At 59.5% G+C, this 19,066-nt stretch carries 19 protein-coding genes; 9 read left to right on the forward strand and 10 right to left on the reverse strand.

Features of this window, described 5'->3' with window-relative positions; genetic code table 11:
* Nucleotides 1-181 precede the first annotated feature (181 nt).
* The 7 genes from ACR2R1_RS14075 to ACR2R1_RS14105 all read right to left on the reverse strand — a co-directional run bounded on the left by ACR2R1_RS14075 (nt 182) and on the right by ACR2R1_RS14105 (nt 6,390).
* On the reverse strand, nt 182-829 hold the full coding sequence (locus ACR2R1_RS14075) for an HAD family hydrolase (protein ID WP_077730831.1): 648 nt from the start codon (nt 827-829) through the stop codon (nt 182-184).
* Entirely contained in the window at nt 813-1,478 is a 666-nt protein-coding gene (locus tag ACR2R1_RS14080) for an LON peptidase substrate-binding domain-containing protein (RefSeq protein WP_077730830.1), read from the reverse strand. The genes ACR2R1_RS14075 and ACR2R1_RS14080 overlap by 17 nt, the downstream gene beginning before the upstream one ends.
* Nucleotides 1,479-1,901: 423 nt before the next feature.
* Entirely contained in the window at nt 1,902-2,615 is a 714-nt protein-coding gene (locus ACR2R1_RS14085) for a copper resistance protein B (protein WP_240502545.1), read from the reverse strand.
* Nucleotides 2,616-2,619: 4 nt separating this feature from the next.
* Nucleotides 2,620-4,347 (reverse strand): copper resistance system multicopper oxidase, encoded by a 1,728-nt coding sequence (locus ACR2R1_RS14090; protein ID WP_347258392.1) that lies wholly within the window; start codon nt 4,345-4,347, stop codon nt 2,620-2,622.
* Between the two features lie 230 nt (nt 4,348-4,577).
* Nucleotides 4,578-5,399, reverse strand: coding sequence for a methyltransferase domain-containing protein (locus ACR2R1_RS14095; protein WP_156881334.1), 822 nt, complete (start codon nt 5,397-5,399; stop codon nt 4,578-4,580).
* Nucleotides 5,400-5,435: 36 nt separating this feature from the next.
* Complete coding sequence (locus ACR2R1_RS14100; protein WP_168175442.1) at nt 5,436-5,942, reverse strand: DUF4396 domain-containing protein; 507 nt, start codon at nt 5,940-5,942, stop codon at nt 5,436-5,438.
* 10 nt (nt 5,943-5,952) lie between these two features.
* Nucleotides 5,953-6,390 carry a MerR family DNA-binding protein gene (locus ACR2R1_RS14105; RefSeq protein WP_086133445.1) on the reverse strand — a complete coding sequence of 146 codons (438 nt, stop codon included), beginning with the start codon at nt 6,388-6,390 and terminating at the stop codon, nt 5,953-5,955.
* A gap of 307 nt (nt 6,391-6,697) precedes the next feature.
* Here ACR2R1_RS14105 and ACR2R1_RS14110 point away from each other — a divergent pair, with 307 nt between their 5' ends.
* Together ACR2R1_RS14110 and ACR2R1_RS14115 are read left to right on the forward strand one after the other, a co-directional pair.
* The gene (locus ACR2R1_RS14110) at nt 6,698-7,117 is read left to right on the forward strand and encodes a Rap1a/Tai family immunity protein (RefSeq protein WP_077730895.1); all 420 of its coding nucleotides are present in this window, start codon (nt 6,698-6,700) and stop codon (nt 7,115-7,117) included.
* A gap of 23 nt (nt 7,118-7,140) precedes the next feature.
* A complete protein-coding gene (locus ACR2R1_RS14115) occupies nt 7,141-7,425 on the forward strand; it encodes a glycine zipper family protein (protein WP_077730826.1) in 285 nt (94 codons plus the stop codon).
* 5 nt (nt 7,426-7,430) lie between these two features.
* Here the strand turns inward: ACR2R1_RS14115 and ACR2R1_RS14120 are convergent, their stop codons facing one another.
* Nucleotides 7,431-8,615 (reverse strand): hypothetical protein, encoded by a 1,185-nt coding sequence (locus ACR2R1_RS14120; protein WP_156881335.1) that lies wholly within the window; start codon nt 8,613-8,615, stop codon nt 7,431-7,433.
* A gap of 192 nt (nt 8,616-8,807) precedes the next feature.
* Between ACR2R1_RS14120 and aqpZ the strand changes: the two genes are divergently transcribed.
* The gene (aqpZ, locus tag ACR2R1_RS14125) at nt 8,808-9,560 is read left to right on the forward strand and encodes an aquaporin Z (RefSeq protein ID WP_077730894.1); all 753 of its coding nucleotides are present in this window, start codon (nt 8,808-8,810) and stop codon (nt 9,558-9,560) included.
* 996 nt (nt 9,561-10,556) lie between these two features.
* Nucleotides 10,557-10,739, forward strand: coding sequence for a hypothetical protein (locus ACR2R1_RS14130; protein WP_077730824.1), 183 nt, complete (start codon nt 10,557-10,559; stop codon nt 10,737-10,739).
* 183 nt (nt 10,740-10,922) lie between these two features.
* Here ACR2R1_RS14130 and ACR2R1_RS14135 read toward each other — a convergent pair whose 3' ends face one another.
* Nucleotides 10,923-12,944, reverse strand: a complete 2,022-nt coding sequence (locus ACR2R1_RS14135) for a PAS domain S-box protein (protein WP_434110605.1) — start codon at nt 12,942-12,944, stop codon at nt 10,923-10,925.
* Nucleotides 12,945-13,345: 401 nt separating this feature from the next.
* Between ACR2R1_RS14135 and ACR2R1_RS14140 the strand changes: the two genes are divergently transcribed.
* The 4 genes from ACR2R1_RS14140 (at nt 13,346) to ACR2R1_RS14155 (ending at nt 17,443) form a co-directional block, all read left to right on the forward strand.
* Nucleotides 13,346-13,654: a hypothetical protein gene (locus ACR2R1_RS14140; RefSeq protein ID WP_077730822.1), complete on the forward strand. Its 309-nt coding sequence runs from the start codon at nt 13,346-13,348 to the stop codon at nt 13,652-13,654.
* Between the two features lie 672 nt (nt 13,655-14,326).
* Complete coding sequence (locus tag ACR2R1_RS14145) at nt 14,327-15,460, forward strand: GNAT family N-acetyltransferase (RefSeq protein WP_086133442.1); 1,134 nt, start codon at nt 14,327-14,329, stop codon at nt 15,458-15,460.
* 334 nt (nt 15,461-15,794) lie between these two features.
* Complete coding sequence (locus ACR2R1_RS14150; RefSeq protein WP_077730820.1) at nt 15,795-16,244, forward strand: cache domain-containing protein; 450 nt, start codon at nt 15,795-15,797, stop codon at nt 16,242-16,244.
* Between the two features lie 365 nt (nt 16,245-16,609).
* Entirely contained in the window at nt 16,610-17,443 is an 834-nt protein-coding gene (locus ACR2R1_RS14155; RefSeq protein WP_347259126.1) for an OBAP family protein, read from the forward strand.
* Between the two features lie 118 nt (nt 17,444-17,561).
* Here ACR2R1_RS14155 and ACR2R1_RS14160 read toward each other — a convergent pair whose 3' ends face one another.
* Nucleotides 17,562-18,161, reverse strand: coding sequence for an OmpA family protein (locus ACR2R1_RS14160; protein ID WP_086133441.1), 600 nt, complete (start codon nt 18,159-18,161; stop codon nt 17,562-17,564).
* Nucleotides 18,162-18,479: 318 nt separating this feature from the next.
* Here ACR2R1_RS14160 and ACR2R1_RS14165 point away from each other — a divergent pair, with 318 nt between their 5' ends.
* Nucleotides 18,480-18,902 (forward strand): glycine zipper family protein, encoded by a 423-nt coding sequence (locus ACR2R1_RS14165; protein WP_077730818.1) that lies wholly within the window; start codon nt 18,480-18,482, stop codon nt 18,900-18,902.
* The last annotated feature ends 164 nt before the right edge of the window (nt 18,903-19,066 follow it).

A 19,066-nucleotide genomic window follows, 5' to 3' on the forward strand; every position in this document is an offset into this window, starting at 1 on the left:
CGAATCGGTGGGTTACGCGGAGCCTGTCCCGAGCCCTTCGACGATGCTCAGGACAGGCTTGTCGAAGGGCCTGTCCCGAGCGGAGACTAGGGGCTAACCCGCCATCGATGGGTTTCGCTTCGCTCTACCCATCCTACGATGAATGTTCACTCGAATGCCGAATGGAATAAGACCAATAACCTCATAATCCGAGCGCACGCAACAACTGATCGGCTTGCTGAAAGCTTGCCAGATGAAATTCGGCCAAATCGGCGCCCGGCAGACTTTCGCTTGGACGTCCTCGGGTAAAGAGCACCGTCCTGGCCCCGGCGCGGATACCGGCTTCGATGTCGAAACGGTAATCGCCGATCACCGCGACTTGCGCGGGGACAACACCCCAAGTCGCGCAAATATGGCGGATAGCCCAGGGATCGGGTTTTATCGGACCGTCATCCCGCGTCATCACCAGTTCGAAATCCAATCGGCAGCGGGTCAGAGTCGCATCGGCGACTTCCCGGCTATTACGGGTAAACACGGCTTGGCGAACACCCAATCCGCGCAAACGATCCAAGAAACAACGCACACCGGGCAGCACTACGGCACGCGCCGCGCCGGCCGCCTCGTGGCGGAGGAGGATGGCCCGGCATCGAATGGCCTCCGCTTCGGCCAGGTCTTCCATGGCCTCCAGCAGCGGAACGCCGTCCGGCAGCCCCATTTCGCGGCGCATCACGGCGAAATCGAGACCGGAATCGACCAGGGTTCCGTCCATGTCGAAAATGACCCCGGCAACGGGACCGGAATGAGGCTCGCGCCGCGGCTTTACCCGTTGACGCTCAGTGCTGCCTGACATCGGTGCCGACCCGCGCTGCCGCCATTTCGAATTCCAACAGCCCCAGCAATTTGGCGTAGCGGTCCTCCACGCTGACTGCCTCCACCAATGCCTGGCGCTCGGCCACTTCAAACGGCAACTGGCTGATCAGGACATTCACCAAAACGGGGAAAGACATCTGCTCCATGACCGTCCAATCGGTGCTCAGGCTCTTACGCTGAAAATAGTCCTTGAGCAGCTCCATGAGCTTTCCCCGGTCGCACGAAATGGCATCCGACAATGCGTAATCGACACGAAATCGATCCCAGTCCGGGATGACGCGACGATAATCCCGGGTGGTTGGTATTTCTTCGCGGATATCGAAACGACAGACGCCGGTCATCACGATCAGCAGGCGGCCGTCCAGGGTTTCGCTGAACGAGGTGATGCGTCCCGCGGTGCCGGTTCGGTATACCCCTGGCTGATTCTCGTCCTTCGAGGCCGGATCGGGCTGCACCATGCCGATCATCCGGTCGGTACCCAGGCAATCGAAAACCATGTTGAGGTAGCGCGGCTCGAATATATTCAGCGGCAACTGAGCCCCCGGCATGACGATGGCGTTGCGCAGCGGGAAAATCGGCAGCGTGGCCGGCAAGCGCTCGAAGGGTAAAGTGAAGGGGTTTGTCGCCATAGGGTGTTTTCGATGTTCTCGAATCCTGTCGTCTGTGTTCGGAATTTAGACACTTCCGCTAAGCTCCGGATATAACATGCGTATTCTTGATATTTCACAACATTATCCACAAACCGCTCCACAGCTTTTGTGGAAATCGCGGAGCTAAGTACATTCAGGGAAGTCTTGCGGCATAGGCAACCTGCAGGACAACCCCGCCAATCAAGCCAATCTGTCGAGATTCCGCAAATATTTGCGGAATGTACTTAGAGCATTTTCCGGTTTGATTTAGCGCCCCAGAATACGGTAGGTCGGCAAACCCTTGCCGACGCGCTGGGTTGGCAAGGGGCTTTGTCGGAAGGGTCGCGACTAAAGCGACCGTTTGCGATTGGGAAGGGATTGCCGACCTACGAATTTCCCGATCATCACCGCCAAACTAACGCTCTAAAACCAGGCCCTTATACCCGCCACCGCCCTTACGCTGTGCTTGTGCTCTCTGAGCGACTGCTCCTCGACGTAATCGAAGCCGATATAAGGCGCGAATTCCCGCACGATCTCGTAGCGCAGCCTGAGTCCCGCTTCGAATTCGGTGATGCCGGCCTTTACGCCGCGGTTCTCGATGTCGTCCGCGGACACGTTGATTTCGATGCGCGGCTGGGCGATGAGGCGTTGGGTTAGTAAAAGCTCGTAGGCCAGCTTGAAGCGGCCGAGCACATTGCCGTTCTCGCTGATGAACATCGCCGCCTCGGTCTCGAAAAAATAAGGCGCGAGCCCCTGGATGCCGATGACGCCGTCGAAGGTGCGTTCCGGCTCGAACGCGCGGCGGACGCCGATCTGGGCGTCCCAGAAGGTAGCGATGTTGCGGCTGTAGAGCAACTGAAGGTCGGCCCGCCCGAAAATGTCCTGTTCGAAGACGTAATCGCCCTCGCTTTTCACCCACAGTTTGTTGTAGTCGCTGCCGGTCCAGCCTTCGATGTCCCATTTGAAGAGGTGAATGTCCCCGTTCCCCTCGTACTCGAACCGTTCGAACCTAAGATAGTTGTAGATCGCATCGTCCATCTGAGCGGTCGCACGGCCGCTCCCGAACATCATCAAAATGGCCGCGGCACAAACCGGAACGGAACGCCGGACACGGTGGTGTTCGAGACTCGGAATCACCTTCTCAAGCTCCCGTTTTCGCAGCTGTATCGGGAGGCTCCACGATGATCTTTCGAAACATCCCGGTTTCCATGTGATAGACCAGATGGCAATGAAACGCCCACTCGCCCGGCGCGTCGACCGGCACGTCGACGTGCACGGTCTCGCCCGGCTTGACGTTTACGACGTGTTTGCGCGGATTGAACGGCCCCTTGCCGTTATCCAGGTCCTGCCACATGCCGTGCAGATGCAGAGGGTGGTTCATCATGGTCTCGTTAATGTAGGTAAAGCGTACCCGTTCGCCGTACTTGAGGCGAATCGGCTCGGCCTCGGAGTACTTCTGGCCGTTGATGGACCAAATGTAGCGGTTCATGGTACCGGTGAGGCGCAGAATGATTTCCCGGTCGGGCTCGCGCCAGTCCGCATGCTTCTCCGCGCTCTTGAGATCGGCATACGATAGCACCCGATGGCCCGTGCCGGCGCGTTCTTCGACATGCTCCGCCATGGCATGGCCTTCGTGACCGGCGTGTGAAGACATGGCGTGATTCATCTCCGGCATCGCGGCATGATCCATGCCCGCCATATCGTGACCTTCATGCCCGTTCGTCCGATGTTCCTTTTCCGGCGTATGCTTCATGGCCGCGTGCGGCCCGCCGGCCGCAGAACCGTGCTCCATGCCGTGGGCCGCCGCCATCTCGGCCAAAGTCACCAAGGGTCGTGGCCGTAGCGCCGGAACCTCCGCCCTCATGCCGCGCCGGGGAGCCAGGGTCGCTCTCGCATAACCGCTGCGGTCCATGGCTTCCGCGAAGATCGTGTAGGCCTGGGGTTCGCGGGGCTCGACCAGCACGTCGTAGGTCTCCGCGACGGCGATACGAAACTCGTCCACCTCGACCGGCTCGACGTTTTGCCCGTCCGCCTGAATGATCTGCATTTTGAGCCCCGGTATGCTCACGTCGAAATGGGTCATCGCCGCGGCGTTGACGAAACGGAGCCGGATGCGCTCGCCCGGCTTGAACAGAGCCGTCCAGTTGGCTTCGGGACCTTGGCCGTTGACGAGGAAGGTGTAGGTATAGCCGGTGACGTCGGCGATGTCGGTAGGGTCCATCCGCATCTCGCCCCAGGCCAGCCGGTCGGCCATGGTTTCCTTGACGCCCTTGCCAGACAGATCCCGGAAGAAATCGAACACGGTGCGCTTCTGGAAGTTGTAGTAGTCGCTCTGCTTCTTCAGCTTCGAAAGCACGCGGTGCGGGTTCTCGTCGGACCAGTCGGACAGCATCACCGTATACTCGCGGTCGTAAGCGTGAGCTTCGCCCTTCGCGGGCTCTATGACGATCGCGCCCATCAACCCAAGTTGCTCCTGCATCGCCGAATGGCCGTGATACCAGTAGGTCCCGCTCTGGCTCAGCCTGAAGCGGTAGCTAAAGGTTTCGCCAGGCGGAATCCCGGGAAAGCTGATGCCGGGCACGCCGTCCATGTCGTAAGGCAGCACGATGCCGTGCCAGTGGATAGAAGTCGGCTCGTCCAATCGGTTGGTCACGCGCAAGGCGACTTCCTCGCCTTCCCGCCAGCGCAGCGTGGGCGCCGGCAATGAGCCGTTGGCCGCGATGGCGGTCCGTTCCCGTCCGGTCAGATTCACCGCTTTCTTGTCTATGACCAGCTCATAGCTTCCGGCCTGGACCGGCGGCGCCGACAGAACCGCGAACCAGAAGGCCGCGATTCGGCATTGCCGGATAATGGCATTTACGGTTTGCACGGATTTTCGCCTCTAAGTGTTCTCGGGAATTTCAACGCTTCGGGATTTGGCCGCCAACAGCATCGCGTTCAACTCGAAAAAGCTTTCAATGTAGAGCAGGTTAGGCACGCATCGTACGTAACCAGCAAAGTTTCTTCGGCATCTCCGGCGGACACGGAATGGTTCGTGGCAGTGCTCGCCTCCCACCCTATATCGGAAAACGGAATCGGAACCATGTTTTCGGCCTATCTCTAACTCTGCTTGACGGCGATGGCGTACAAGGCACTCGCTTCGATACCAGAGACTTTGCCCTCGCGAAGCGGGGCCAGATTGCTTTCCCTGACCAGCGCCTGCTCTTCGACCGAGAGCAGGTCGATCGTGCCCCGGTAGCCGCATCCGCGCGCGATGGTCCACCAATCGTCGGGCGACTTTAGCGGATGAGAGTAGTTTTCGGTATGTATCTCGGCTTCGCGGATACCGCCTTCGGCGAGCATGCCGCGCAGCCCGATGGAATCGTCGATCCGGTCCCAGGGATTGAATCCCTTGTAGAGATCCGGCCGGACAGAGCGCACGGTATCCCAGAATAGACTATCGGCCGGCTCGAAAAAGTCCCGTCCCCAGGTGGTTATCGCCAATTTGCCGCCCGGACGAACCAGGCGCCACAACTCGCGCACCGCCTGCGCCATGTCCGGCACGAAAAAGATGCCGAACACGCACACCACCGCGTCGAAGCTGGCGGCCGGCAAACCGAGGTCGAGCATGTCGCCAGTCCGAAATTCAATATTGGTTAGTCCACGCTTGGCGGCCTTGGCCCTGGCGAGCGTCAACAGCCTTTCGGCCAAGTCGATGCCCAGAACGAAGCCGTCCGGCCCCACCCGCTCGGCAGCCGGCAGGGCCGAGGCGCCGCTGCCGGAGCAGAGGTCGAGCACCCGTGCTCCCGGCCGCAAACCCAGCCGGTCGATCGTTCGCCGTCCATGGTAATCCCAAAATCCCAGTTCCGGCGCATCGAATAGGTCGGCGGCGGCGTTATAGGCCGTGGCCGCCCGGTGTTTTGCCTCGTCAGGAGTGACCATGTTTGTTCCCCTAGTTTGGTTGAGCTTGTATTAGTACTAATGACACCGCTGCTTGAGATTGCGGCCCAAAAGCCAGTAGTTCACCGGCCATGCGGCGATGAACCCGGCCGGCAACGCCGCCAGATATCCCAGCCAGAACCGGAACGAGAGCATCGAGGCCGCTTGCACGCCGCCTAGATGATAATCGGTCAGATTCATCGCCAGCTCCATGACCGCGATGGACACGGTTTCGCCGATCCAGATCGTGCGGAACGCCCGAACCCAGCCGAAGCCTTGACGGACCAAGGGCCATAAGCCCAAGGTGTAGCCGCTGACGAAACCCAGAACCGTGGCGAGCATCATGGTGGTCCACGGATTCAACCCCAAGCTCACCCCGATGGCCAGCCCGACGAATTCGCCGATGGCGCAACCGCTCAGGCAATGAACGGTCGCGTGAGTCGCCAAATGCGTCGGCGAAGAGCGGCTGGCTCCATGATGGTGAGCGTGCGCCGTGGAAAAACTGGCACCGCCGTGAAGGGGTATGTGATGAATATCATGGCTCATGAGTCGCTCCTTATGATGTTGATGTCGTGGCATTGTCGCGCTTTGATTCGAGGGTATTGTCCCCGAGGACCGCTTCGATGATCGGGCATCCGCATACGGGACCGGCGCCGTCACAGGCATGGACGAGTTCGGCCAGGGTCCGGCGGACCCGGTCGAGTTCGGCGATCTTTTGCTCCAGTTCCGCGAGACGGCGCTCGGCAATCGCCCGAACCGCGCTGCGCTCGCCGACGCCGTCGTTTAGCGCCAGCAGTTCGGCGATTTCTTCCAGCGAAAACCCGAGCGCCTTGGCCCGGCGGATAAAGCGCAGCCGATCCACGTCGTCGGGCTGGTAAAGCCGGTAGCCGGCCGCCGTGCGCATCGTTTTTTTCAAAAGGCCGGCGCGCTCGTAAAAGCGAACCGTATCGATGCTGATCCCGGCCTGAGCCGCGGCTTTCCCGATAGTGAGCATGGAGCACCCTCCTCTTCTCAGTGCATGCGTCGATAGCGTAAACCCTGGACCCAAGTCCAGAGTCAAGCGTCCGTCGCGGTATTTACAAATATTCGGGGAGATTTGGCGGAACGGGATTTCGATTTCGTTTGGGCGCGGCTTTCGCCTTCGGAATTCCGCATGTCGGGCCGAGGCTATTCGAACTCCACCGGCGCCACAAAAGTCGAAATGTTTACGGATGAAGGAACGCGCAGCGGCCGGCGGACTCGAAGCGGAATACCGGCCGAGATCGATATCCGGCGAGACATGGCTTCAAGGAGGTTTATCCATGCGATTCAAGCGATTGGTGAGCACCGGAATGGTGCTGTTGGCAACCCTGATCCAGTTGCAGAATGCCTCGGCCGCCACCGAGGAAGAGGACTTCCTGGTCCGTAACGTCCAGGATCTGATCGACCTTTGCACCACGCCCCGGGACGATCCGCTGAACGTTGCCGCCGTGCACTTTTGTACCGGTTACCTGGTTGGCGCCTACCACTATCACGAGTCCATGCACTCCGGGCCCGACAGCCAACCCTTGGTGTGCCCTCCCGATCCGAAGCCGACCCGGCAGCAGGCGATCGCGGAATTCGTCTCCTGGGCGCAAGCTCACCCGGAATACAACAACGAGCGCCCGGTGGATGTGATGTTCCGATTCATGACCCAAAAATGGCCGTGTAAAAAAACGGCTCGATCCGGCATGACCGATTGATCCACAGACAAGCGAGGGCCGCGATGAAATCGCGAATTTTCTTGAGTCTTTTGGGCGCAGCCTTGTTATCGGGGTGCGCCGGCATGTCTCCCAGCGAGCAGCGGATGTTGAGCGGCACTACCGGTTCCGCGGCGGCAGGCGCGGCAATCGGCGCCATTGCCGGGAATGCGGGCCTGGGCGCGGCGATCGGCGCGGGCACAGGACTGGTGGGCAGCTATCTGTACGACCAGCACAAACAGGCCGAGGAGCGTGCCTACCGCCAGGGTTATCAGCAGGGGCGCCAGCAACCAGCCCCGACCGCGCCTTGACCGGCTCAAAACAAATATCCCGCCAACATTTTCAAGAGATCGATAACGGGAATTTCGATGGCCAGCACCGGCACCATCGGCAAGGCCGCCGCCGCAAACAGAGTGATGACGGTTTGCCGGCCGATGGGCACCATGCGAACGGCACTCACGGCTTCGTGCATGGAACGCACGTCCGCCACGGGGCCGAGTTCCGGAGCATTGAGCAGAGCGTCGTCGCGAACCGTTTCTCCTCGGATCCAGCGGCGGTCGACCAGTCTCCCGTGCTGTCCCGCCAAGGCGCCGTAATCGAGCAGGGCCTTGCGCCGCAGGCGTTTCAACTTGCCGATGAGCACCAGCAGCGGGCCTAAACACAGAGACAGTGCGAGCATCACATAAAGCGCCATGGGCATCCTCAAGGACTCGACGCGCGCACCGTGGTAAAGAACGCTGTGCGCGAAGTGCGAGGCCAGCACCATGGATACGCCCAATATGAACGGAATAAACACCTGCGGGGCCATGCCGAGAAAACCCAGGCCGCCGGCCCGGTCCGGATGAACCGGAACGAGCTCGAGGTCCAGCTTGGAAACGCGTAGCAACAGAATCCCGAATACCACGACGCGCCATACCCACAACCCTATCAGGAAGCTGAAAATCGGGCGCAGCACGAGGAGATACCACCATCCCGCGAAGATGAGCCCGATCGGGTCGGTATCCCGGTCGATGGCCCAGGATGCCTCGTGCAGCCGCTCGAACTGCTGCACGGCAAAAATCACGTTCGCTGTCACGAGGCTGACGAGGATCGCGAAAATCCACCAGGAATTCAGCAAGCGGTCGGCGGTATTCAAAGCCGCGCGGAACTTCGGCATCGAAGATTCGCCGACCAGTCCCGAGACGACAAAATGGCGAATCAGCGATTCGAGGCGCAAAAGGGCGCTTTCGCCGATGATGAAGAGCGGTATCGCGATCAGGCAACGAGAATGAATGGCGAAGTGAAGGAGCAAGGGTTCCGAGATTTCGCCGCCGAATGCCCGACCGGCGAGCGAGGCCGGGACGACGATGGGCACCCAGCACAACAGCGCGAAGAACAAGGCGCGCCGCTTTACGCCCAAACCATGGGACGGTGCCAGCCCGATCGCCCGTTGCAGGCGAAAGAACGGGTCCTTGCCCACGAACAAATGTGTAATGCCGTGATCCGGTTCCTGTCGATCCATTCCACCGTCCCTTGATAGCCGTGGTGAACTTTTTGTCCGGAACTACGGTATCACATTGACGCTGAAAATTTTTCGTCGGATGCTGTGAGTTAGCGGTCGAACCGCGATCTAAAAAGGTAACCGCTCGTCCCGCTTTCGAGGCGGGAACGGAAATCGGCTCGTTTTGAAAAAAAAACCTTGGAGGGACTGATCATGTGGTCGATTTATCGACGTTGTACAGCGGAGTTTATCGGAACGTTCTGGCTGGTTTTCGGCGGCTGCGGCAGCGCCGTTCTTGCCGCCGCCTTCCCGAATGTCGGAATCGGATTGCTCGGCGTATCCCTGGCATTCGGTTTGACCGTGCTGACCATGGCCTATGCCGTGGGCCATATTTCCGGCGGCCATTTCAATCCGGCGGTTTCCGTCGGTCTTTGGGCCGGAGGCCGCATACCGGGGTCCGACCTAGCACCGTACATTGCATCTCAGGTTTTCGGCGCGATCCTCGGCGCCGGCGTGTTGTATCTGATCGCGAGCGGAAAGGCCGGATTCGATGTCGCCGCGGGATTCGCCGCCAACGGTTACGGCGAACATTCGCCCGGAGAATATTCCATGGGCGCGGGCTTTTTAACGGAAGTCGTGATGACCTTCATGTTCCTCATGATCATACTGGGCGTCACCGACTCGCGCGCTCCTCAAGGGTTCGCGCCGCTGGCCATCGGCTTGGGCCTCACCCTGATTCACCTGGTGAGCATTCCGGTGACCAACACTTCGGTGAATCCGGCCCGAAGCACCGGCCCCGCGTTGTTCGTGGGCGATTGGGCGCTAGTCCAGCTCTGGCTCTTTTGGGTCGCCCCCCTGATCGGAGCCGTTCTCGCCGGACTGGTCCACCGCTGGTTGTCGGCAACCATCCATCGCGAGGATTGGCAGGCGGCCGCCGCAACCCGGGGACCGAAGACGATTCCATAGCTGCAGGCGGCCCAAAAATCGGACGGCTCGGGCTGACTTCGGCACAGTTCTAAAGCCAGCCGGGCGCACAAGGATGTTGCCCCGGTTCCATCCCCGTTTGCTTTGATTCATGGGACGATTCATCTCCGAAAACCATAAAAAAACCCGGCCGGAGCCGGGTATCCCCGCAGGTCTGGACTGACATCGAGGTTAATCTTCAGCTTAGCGGAGATCCACCGGTTCACAACCCACCATAGGCAGCACCCCAGCTTATTCAAACACGGGTGAAGCCGCACCGGAATTAGAGCGGTTTCCGTTCGCATGTAATTCCATTCGGCATTCGAGTGAATATTCATCGTAGGATGGGTATAGCGAAGCGAAACCCATCGATGGTGGGTTAGCCCCTAGTCTCCGCTCGGGACAGGCCCTTCGACAAGCCTGTCCTGAGCATCGTCGAAGGGCTCGGGACAGGCTCCGCGTAACCCACCGATTGGAAGTCGCTCGGTGGGTTACGCGCACGCGAAGTGCAGTGACCGGCGGTCGGTCAGTGCTGATGGGCGCCTAACCCACCCTACAAAACACGAATTTCTGATCGAAAGCGATCTGGAATAGGAGTTGATTGAAACCGGCTCCCGCAGGCCATAAACCCATCCGGCAACAGATCTAAGCCTCCAACTTGCATTCACCGAGTTTGGCCGATCCCGTCGGGGGACGCTCTCAATGTTCTCCCTCTCTCGGCCAAGCCCGCTTTCCGGCGCCGGTAGGTCGGCAAGGGATTGCCGACCTACCTGTCGGGCGCTCTGACACCGAATCGGAAAATGCTCTAGGGTCGAACGCTGCATCAGTATCGATCTCTCCCGAGTTTAAGCAAACGGAGCAGGTGATGACTGCCATAACAGTCAAGACCAAAGGCATGGCGGTTGCCGAGCGAACGACTCTCGGTATGGAACCTTACGGATAGTCAGAAAACCCCGCTGGGCCTAAGTTATCGACCTTTGTGGAGACTGTGGAGGAGGCATGAACGGTCCGACCGACGAAGGGAAAAAGCGATACCCGCCCAACGGCTTGTATCAAGCCAAGTACATGACCCAGCCGCACGCCTGTACGTGCACGGCGGAGTGTACCGATCCCTGCGATGGCGAGGACTGCGGTTGCAGCGCATGCCTGGCGCTACACGACGGTGTGGCTTCCATCGACTGATCGTGCCAATCCATAACGAGTGTCGGCTCGAAGGCAAGCCCGAGCTGCAAGACCTATGGTCGGGCTACGGCCGGATTTTCCATCACTTGATCGGCAGGCATGAAAAGTCGGGATTACCGAACCTCTGCCTGAGGTTTCAAACTGCGGATTCAATACGGAACGGTGCCATGCGTCTGTCTTTCTCTAAACATCGGGGTAAAGGGGCAGTCGCACGATGAATTCACTCCCTCGGCCGGAGCCTCCGCTTTCGGCTTCGACCCACCCGCCGTGCAGTTCTACGATGCGCTTGACGATGGTCAGACCGAGCCCCAACCCGCCTTGAGCGCGGTCCACGGTGCGCTCGGCCTGGGTGAAGGGCGTAAAGAGGTGAGGTAACAACTTGCCGGGTATGCCTTCGCCCGTATCCCGAACCGAAACGACCGCCTCGCCGTTCTCCCGAGTTAGGCTCAGCCAGATCCGACCGCCTTCCGAGGTGTACTTTGCTGCGTTGTTGAGCAGGTTCGACACGACCTGAACCAGGCGCACGCTGTCCCCCTCCACCTGAATCGGGTCTTCCGGGATGAAAATGGTGAGGGCGTGGCGCCGCGCCTCGACGAAGGGCCGCGCGGTTTCGACGGCTTGGGCGATCACGGCGGCGAGCTCCACCGGCGTTTTTTTCAGTGCCAGCTTGCCTTGGACGATCCGCGACACATCCAAGAGATCGTCCACCAGCCGGATCAACTGGGTGACTTGACGGTCGATCACCTCACAGGCCCAGATCAACTTGGGCTCCGATGCGCCGAATTTGCGCTGGATGTGGACGGCATTCCGGATCGGCATCAAGGGATTGCGGAGCTCATGCCCCAGCATCGCCAGAAATTCATCCTTCCGGCGGTCGTATTCCAGGCGCAGTTCTTCGGCTCGCTTGCGCTCGGTGATGTCCAGGAAGGTGCCGATGATCTGCAGGACCGATCCGTCGGCCTCGCGGGCGAACACCCCATCTCGCGAAATACACCAGATCCAACGGCCGTCAGCGGTTCTGATCCGGTACTCGATTTCCAGTGTTTCGCCATTGGCCGTGTCGAGCAAGGCCTTGAAATGGGCGATGATGCGGCCTTGGTCGTCAGGGTGAAACAGATTGAAAAAGTCCTTCCCGCTCAGGCTCTGGAGGTCCTCGAGGGTATAGCCCGTCAGCTCGGTGCACTGGGCATTGATGAAGACATCCCGCCCGGCTTTCACATCGTAGATGTAGAGGCCGTTCAGAGAGGACATCAGGACCTTCTTGGCGAAGGCATCCCGCTCCTTGAGCTGCTGCTCGGCCGCTTTGCGCGCGGTGATGTCGCGGGCAATCGTGGACGCGCCCATGATTCGGCCCTGTTCGTCTTGCAGCGGCGAGACGGTGAGCGAGATGGCGATCCTTCGGCCGTCCTTGCCGAGACGCTCGGTCTCATAGTGATCAACCCGCTGGCCCTGGCCGATTTTCATGAGAATCTCCAAATCCTCCGCCTGCCGTTCGGGCGGAATGATGAAGCTGATGGGGCGGCCGATGGCTTCGTCCGCGGCGTAGCCGAACAGCCGCTCCGCGCCGGCATTCCAGCCGGTGATGACTCCATCCAGGGTCTTGCCGAGTATGGCATCGTCGGAAGACTCCACGATGGCCGCCCATTGGCGCTGCAAGGCATCCGTGCGCATCCGCTCGGTAAGGTCGGTGAGAGCCGTCAAATACCGGACCTCCTCCGCGTCATGGGTGAAGGTTTTCCGGCTGGCGAGCTGGACGGCGAGGCGGTCTCCCGTTGATGTTAGAAGGGTCAGCTCCGCCATGGCTTGCTCCTGCTGCAGACAGCCTTTGAGATGCGTTAGAAGTGTGGATTGGTCTTCGGGAGCCACGTAGCGGTGCAAGGGAGAGCCCACCAGATGCGTGCGCTCCCGGCCGAGCATTGTCGCCCCGGCCATATTGATGTCTCGGATCACCCCCTCAGAGTTCAGGCTCACATAGCCGATCGGCGCCCCGTCATAGAGCTCGGCATAGCGGTTGCGGGACCGTTTAAGGGCCCGCTGGGCCTCCTGAAGTTCGCGGTTCTGGGCCTCCAATTCCCGCACCTGTGCCTGGAGTTCACGGATCGTCCGCGTCAGCTCGTTTTGAAGCCGCTGAACGTCGCTGCAGTCCCGGCACGCTGCCAGGCTATGAAGAAGCTTGGCATCCGATAAGTCTTTGATGGTGGTCATTCTGGGATCCCCGTCTCCTCTTAAGTAACGTCATGGGCATCCCAGCCACTTCCGCCGCACCCAACGGGTACCGTTCTTCCCCCAGGAGGCGGCGGACTGAAAAGTTCTCCTTAGACTCGTTTCAAGGCCACGGTTGCACTGATCGCCGGGGATTGGACTCAAAAAATTGAATTTCACGAACGGCCATTGCCGGAATGTTTCCAGAGCAAACCTTGGGCGGGATAGCCGGCAGCCCGCGTGATCGGATTTCACCCAGCCGAATCGGAGCTGCGTCGATCGGATACTTATCTGTACTGTCACCCGAATGGCTTTGGAAAAAGCACCCAACGTTCGGTAAGAGCGCTTGTCAAAAATCAATCGGACTCAGAAAAGCGGTCCACCAATTCAAAGGAGTAAATGTCATGAACACCATTACGGTCAGAACCGATGGAGCCAGGGTCGGCGGTATCTGGTATGACGCCGGCTGCTATAGGGCGCCATTGCACGCGCAATTCGAAGGCCCCGGCTATTACTGGCTCGAACCCGTGGCCGATCATCATGGCGTCAGGTATTTCGAGAAAGGCATCTCGCTCGGGGCCTGCGATACCCAAGCGCAGTTGGATAGCGCGATTGACGTGGTGATTCGTGAGCATGGCGAGATGACGGATTCCATTTGGTTGCTCGGCGCAACCACCGCAATCAGCATTACCGTGGAGACGTTCGACCGATAAGCCTCGCTCCACGGCCAGAACCCGGTTCCGGCCGGATTTCTTGGTCTGTTACGAAGGCTTATCAGAGAGACAAGGATTTGTACTTATTTTGTGGCTGAATCAGATTCGGTCTAATGGGGCTCCCACGGGACACGCGCCGGAGGACGAGCCGGCCGGCCGAACCGCCGCCCCAGCCAGCCGTTCGGGTTCTGGCTTCGTTCTTTTCCGACCAAGCACCCGCTTCGATTGACGGGTCGGTCTGATCGGCGGGACCGGCCGCCGACACTTGTTCCAAAGGACGCTATGGATAAGCGAAGGACGCCGCCCAGATCGTGACGCCTAACCCGATAAGAAAAGGCATCGTTTCGCTTCGGCTGGCGTTTCGAGCCGTGGACCGAGGCGTTCGGAGCAGGTGAAGACGACCGCGATCAACTAGATGCCCGAGCTCTGGGCAGGGAGCGACAGATGATCAAGGACGCTTTCATTCTCGACCTAGTCGCCTACGAAGACCGAGGAGCGGATAAATCGCATGCTCCCGGCGTCTGCCGTTTCAAGTGAAGCCGAAGGGTAGCTCTAAATGTCAGTCCAGACCTATCGCGCTTAATGGAAGCACATGGCCTCGCGCGCATCATCGGCCGAATAGATGGCCAAGCCGATTGGATTTCCCATTTCTCATCCAGGAAGGAGAGCAAAATGGCCGTTAGTCAAGATTTCGCCAGCGTGGATCTGTCCGTGAAACCATATCTGGGCAGCGGCGCCCAGGAAATGCATCTGGAAAGCATTGTCCGGCTGTGGCGGGAACGCTTCGACGAAGACCACATCGAGAAGAGGCAGATCCTGTTCCGATGGCTGACCGAGAGGAATCCGTTCCGGGAGGGGCGTACGCCTTACTATCTCCTCACTCACGGCGGGCAGGTCGTCGGCATGCACGGACACATGCCGCTCAGATTTTCTCTGAGAGGCCGTCAGATGACGGGATATCTGGCGCATGACGACCTGCTGGCAAAGGCGTATCGAGGGAAGGGGCTCGGAAAGGTCCTGCTTCGTGGCGTGGCCGAACAGACCACCGATTTCGCCGGTGCCCTCTGGTTCAACGAGCCCAATCGCCACCTCTACCTCAAGGCCGGATGGCTTCCCGTCCCGGACTTTTATCCCTACTTCAAGATACTCGATCCGGCACCCTTCATCCGGCAACGGGTCGGCGGGCGCATTTCCCGCACCACACTCTCTTTGCTGGCCCGGAGTGCGCTTCGGGTGGGGGAACTCGCCCTTCGCGCCAGAATACCGCGGCGGATAGCCATCATCCCCATGATGCATTTCGACGAGCGCTTCGATGAGTTTTTCTCTAGGGTGTCTCCCGCCTTCGGACTGATGGTCGTCCGGGACCACTGGTATCTCAACTGGAAATTCGTCGAGCGTCCGTTTAGTAACTACCGGCGGTATGCTGCGTTCAATAACCAGGATACCCTCTGCGGGTATGCCGTGATCAAGCGAGCGAAAACGGGGGACCGTCTCCGCGGCCAAATCCTCGACATACTCGCGGATCCTCGAGAGCCGGAAGCGTTCGAGGGATTGCTGAACCAGTGCCTCCAGGATTTCAAGCGAAGCGGAGTGGATTGTGCGGAGATCATGTGCACCTACCCACCGTTCATCCGACAGCTTAGGCGCACTGGCTTCCTACGGGCACGCACACCGGAGCCGTTTATGGCCTGCAAGTGGGAGCAGCAGTTTGAGCGGTCTTTCGTCTCCAGCATTGGCAACTGGTATCTCACCTTCGGCGATGCCGATGGGGATGCCTGGGACGTGAACTCTCCGGAGCCCTGGTAGGCAGATCGCACCGTCGATCCTCCACGACCGTTCCCCCAAGACAGGTTCGGATGGATACCGTGGCCGCTACCCCGCGTGTTCCAGCCGAGCAAGGTGGGCACGGAATGTCCTGCCCGCTTTACCCGCGCTTTGCGTGAGAGCCTCGGATCGATTGGTTTCACGAGATGGTGGTCAATCTCGGCGGCTTGGCTCGGTGCGTCCTCTTGAGTAAACCGGTCAAAGATCTGGTGCATGCGCTCAGGGATAACCCTCATACCAATCGGTCTCTAAACGTGACCGGCCGTTTCAATCAGTCTCAAGAGGCCTTTTCGTTATCCACTCAAGGAGAGGACTTATGAAACTCAAGCACCTAGGATACGTAGCATTGTTCAGTGGCTCGATCGCATCGAGCGCCGCCTTCGCCGCGGAATATGGCACTGCCGCGGAAGCCCGTGCCATGCTGGAGAGGGCTGTCGCCGAGCTCAAGAAGGACAAGGCCGATGCTCTGGCCAAGTTCAACCAAGCCGAGGCCGGTTTTCGGGATCGCGACCTCTATCCGTTCTGCGCCGGCCCAGATGGCCGCATTACCGCCCACCCAACGGAAGTCGGCACGAACCTCAAGGAGATGAAGGATCAGAACGGCAAACCCTTCGGCACGGAAATGTTCAAGATCGCGGAGGAAGGCAAGATCAAGGAAGTGACCTATGTGTGGCCGCGCGCTCCTGGCACCCAGTCGATTCCGAAAGTGAGCTACGTGACCAAGGTGGACGACCAGGTATGTGGAGTCGGTTATTACAAGCAATAAAGAGTCGCCTCAAACTCGCCGAAAGGAGAGCGTGCCATGCCGTCTCTATGGGGGTCGCCACCTAGCACAAAGGGCGAGGAACTTGGATGGGGCCGCAAGCGCCTGTCCAAGGCGGGTCCCTCCTGGCCGGCTAAGCCATTGCGGCGCAGGCAAGATTTTCTGTTACGAGCTTTTGCGGACGTACTTCTTTCCTATCTGACGCTGGCATTCGCATGTCAGGCATGCGACGGAGACGAATAGCTGATCAGACAGTGAAAAGCCGCTGGCTAAATATCAATCTTAGGTATATTCACTTATTGTTGCCATCCGGAGGGAAAAGGAACAATCCCATGGGGGTTATCGGCGAATTCTTTGGGAGGGACAATATGGCCAAACCGGCATTGGGCAATGCTATTGGTATACTCGCAGCGTTCGGACTCGCAGCCGTGATATCCGGCTGTGAAAGCACGAAGAAAAAGCCCCCCGGCGTGCAACCCGAAGGACGGGAAAAAACCACAAAAACCCGAGCGCTCGAATCCGGGGCTGCCATGCTGCAAACCCAATCGCCCCTGCGTCCGATGGATATCTATCTATCGGGTTTCCACGTCGCGAAAAGGGACCCATCCCATCAGATGGTGGCGCATCATTATTGCCGGCAAGTCAACGAGGACTTTGCCCAGTGCGTGCTGTTCGACGGCAACACCGCCGACGCCAATCTGATCGGCATCGAGTACATCATCTCGGAAACGCTGTTCGAGTCTCTGCCCGCGCAGGAAAAGAGATACTGGCATCCCCACAATTACGAGATCCTTTCCGGCCAGCTCACGGCGCCGGGGATACCCGACGCAGCCGAGAAAGAACTCATGAGAGGAAAAATGAACAGCTACGGCAAGACCTGGCATGTCTGGAACTCGGCGCCGTTCGGAAAACGCGGCGACAGGATGCCTCTGGGCGGCCCTGTCCTGGAATGGTCGTTCAATCGCGACGGCGAGGCGTTACCCGGCTTGGTCGAAGAGCGGGACCGGCGTATGGGGACCGACATCGTTCAGGAACGCCTCAACCGAAAAGATCTTGTTCCCTTGGCCAAACCTCAAAGCGGCGTAGACGTTTTGAAAAAGAAGTTCCCGAGACCGACCAAATCCATTCCGGGCGTTATAAACAAGAACAGTAAGCTGTCCAGAAAAAAGAACCCGGACGGCCGATTATCAGACAGAAATTGACCGTAAGCGTGAAAGCGTCCGTCGTACGCAGAGAGCCTTCACACGAGCGGTGAGGCGGATCGCGCGCTCCGGCTTCACCGCCCTTCAGCCACAAGCCAAGCCGTTCAGCAGGAATAACTCATTCGCTTCCCGACGGCGGATAAGTCCTTGGCGCAGCCGGACTTTCCGAAGGCGGACGCGCTGAAGTCTCCTTCCCAACGTCTCGATGGGTTACGATCGTCAGTTCCACGCGCCGGTTTTGCGCCCGGACGGCCTCGTCTGTGCTCGCGGTTTTCGGCATTCTCTCCCCCATGCCTTCTTGCGAAATGCGGGCGGCGTTCACTCCGTTGGATGTCAGGTAACCCGCTACCGTGCCGGCACGTTGCTCGGAGAGCCGTTGGTTGCCCTTGTCCGAGCCGATGTCGTCGGCATGTCCGGTGACGGTGACGGTTGATTCAGGGTATTGGTTCAGAACCGAGGCCACCGATTTCAGCGTGCTTTGCACCTGCGGCGTCAGACTGGCGGACCCGAATGCGAACGGGACATCCAAGTCGAGAGTGTTTTCCGTGGTACGTTGCACCTCTACACCGGCATCCTCGAGCGCCAGCCGTATCGCTCGTCCCGAGCGGTCCACGCCCACGACTTTGCCCAACGGACGCTTCTCACCAGTGTGCGGATCGGTCGCACAGCCCACCACCATCAATGAACACAAGCCTATTGCAAGCCATCGCCTATTCATAACAACCTCCTGTCACCTCGGTATTCGATGGATCGTCGGACATCGCCGACATCGGTCAACCGTTCCGGCATCTCCTTTCAACATTCGTTTCAAGGGCTTACATTGTGTTCAGACCTTTTCAGGGGCTCGTAGTTGCCCGCCAAGTGATGGGAAGAATCATCTGACAATCATGAACACTCCCATTCGGTCTCGAGACCCGATTGCGGGACCTTAATGAAAGGGAATTAAGCACCGACAATACTGTCTCCCTCTAAAGATGACGGACGGCGAGAAAGCGCATTGGGTCCGCAAGGAATGCCCGACTATGGAGGATAACGTATGAAACCCGCCGCTGGATTGATCGTTCTCGCGCTGGTGACGGCTTTGGGCGGCTGCGCCACCGCGAGACCGGTACTCTACCCCAACGAGCATCTTCAGAATGTAGGACAAGTTGCCGCCGATCAGGATATCGCCGAGTGCAAGTCCTTGGCCGAAGCGGCCGGCGCCGACTCTCGCGCAACCGGCGCCGGCCGGGCCGCCAGAAACACGGTAGGCGGCGCCGCCATGGGCGCGGCGACCGGGGCGGTCGGCGGGGCCGTGGTCGGGTCGGCCGGCGCCGGCTCTGCTATCGGCGCCGCGAGCGGCGCGGCGGCAGGGCTGATTCGATCCATGTTCGGCCGCTCGGGGCCGGATCCCGCTTATCAGTCGTTCGTGAACCGATGCTTGCAGGAACGCGGTTACGACGTCGTCGGTTGGGACTGATCGTCGGGTTCTCCCTTCAGAAAGCCGATGATTGGAAGATTTATTAACCCGGCCTATAAATATAGGCCGGGTTAATCCGGGGCAGGGATGCCCCGGCGCGGCGACAAGCCGCGTGAGCCCAGGCCGGGCGTGTACCGGCCTGGGCGGCGGCCCGAAATACCAGG

The organism is Methylocaldum sp. GT1TLB (assembly GCF_051027445.1).
Taxonomy (GTDB): Bacteria; Pseudomonadota; Gammaproteobacteria; order Methylococcales; family Methylococcaceae; genus Methylocaldum.